This is a genomic window from Planktosalinus sp. (assembly GCF_059864935.1).
The window spans coordinates 1-1,475 of the sequence record NZ_JCBCCK010000513.1 but is presented as its reverse complement, the minus strand read 5'-3'; the positions used below and the strand labels follow the sequence as shown (position 1 = coordinate 1,475).

The window sequence follows — 1,475 nt, the reverse complement described above, 5'->3', positions numbered from 1 at the left end:
CTATGCGTTGGTAAAAATCAACTATAAAAAGTGGAAACACGCCGGGGTTAATTTTGCTTTTTTGTTTTTTTCAATGTTAATCAATGTGGGCTTTGGCGCGCTCACGCTAGGGGTTTTTTACTGGATAGGTACAACTCAATTTGGACTGCTTCATCTGGTAGATTGGCCGGTTTGGGTAGAATTGATTTTAGCCCTGCTTGTTTTGGATTTTATAGCACAGTATGGCGTGCATTACCTCCTTCATAAAGTCAAGTGGATGTGGCGTTTACACATCATTCACCACAGTGACACCAAGGTAGATGTCACCACCGGAACAAGGCATCATCCACTGGATTTTGTAATCAGGGAAAGTTTTGCTCTTTTTGCTGTTTTACTGATGGGAATGCCCATTGCTTTTTATTTGATTTATCGCATTTTAAGTGTGTTTTTCACTTACTTCACCCACGCCAACATCAACCTCGGAAAAATTGACAAATACATCAGCTATGTGTTTGTAACTCCAAATATGCACAAGTTTCACCACCATTGGGAAATGCCTTGGACCGATACTAATTTTGGAAATATGTTTTCTTTTTGGGACAGGATTTTTGGAACTTTTGTCTATGACGATACCAAAAAATTAAGATACGGTCTGGATTTGGTTGACGACAACACTGATGAAGATATATTGTATCAGCTGCGTATTCCTTTTGATAAAAGGATTAAAACGAAAAGGTAATTATTCTTTCTCCATGCCAATATGCGGGATTCCATCCTCCAGATAACCTTCACCCACCCGCTGATATCCGTGAGTATTGTAGAATTTTTCAAGATATTCCTGAGCTGAAAGATGGATTTTTGAAACTTTAAAATGTTGTTTAGCAGCTAGATTGGCCGCTTTCATCAAAGCGTGTCCATACCCGTGTTTACGCTCTGGTTGTTTCACCACAACGCGCCCAATGCTGGCATCTTCAAAATAATCACCGGGCCCAAAAAGACGGGCATATGCAACCATCACATAATTTTTATAAGCAAAAAGGTGTAGTGCTTTTTCATCTTTTCCGTCGATTTCCTGATACACACAATCCTGTTCTACCACAAATACCTCACTGCGTAGTTGAAGGAGGTCATATAATTCAGTGGTTGTGAGCTCTGAAAACTTTTTAAGCGTAAAATCCAGCTTCATATATTGAAATTGTTTTGAGCTAAAATAGCAAAATTGACAACTAATACTTTATCTTTATATGATATAAATACACTCGTTATGAAAAAATTAATTGTTTTTCCGATTTTTGGTTTAATTCTCTTCACTTCATGTGTTGACAATTCAAAAAATTATTTTACTGAATCTTCTCCTGAAATTGATGTGATGCGTCAAATGATTAAGGATTATGAAGCCGGTGACTGGGAGTCTTATAAATCTCACTATGCTGAGGATGCTAAAATTTATCACAACCGGGTAAACAGTGATTACCGTTCTGTTGATGAGGCCATTG

At 37.8% G+C, this 1,475-nt stretch carries 2 protein-coding genes and 1 pseudogene; 2 read left to right on the top strand and 1 reads right to left on the bottom strand.

What is annotated here, in order from left to right; translation table 11 throughout:
* Window positions 1-718, top strand: a 718-nt coding sequence (locus AC6F75_RS14725) for a sterol desaturase family protein (RefSeq protein WP_500715845.1), incomplete at its 5' end; no start/stop codon positions are given.
* On the opposite strand, the gene AC6F75_RS14720 is transcribed toward AC6F75_RS14725, so the two are convergent.
* Entirely contained in the window at window positions 719-1,159 is a 441-nt protein-coding gene (locus AC6F75_RS14720; RefSeq protein ID WP_500715846.1) for a GNAT family N-acetyltransferase, read from the bottom strand. It abuts the gene before it with no gap.
* A gap of 84 nt (window positions 1,160-1,243) precedes the next feature.
* On the opposite strand from AC6F75_RS14720, the pseudogene AC6F75_RS14715 reads away from it, so the two are divergent.
* Window positions 1,244-1,475, top strand: a pseudogene (locus AC6F75_RS14715) (hypothetical protein); the annotation flags it as partial.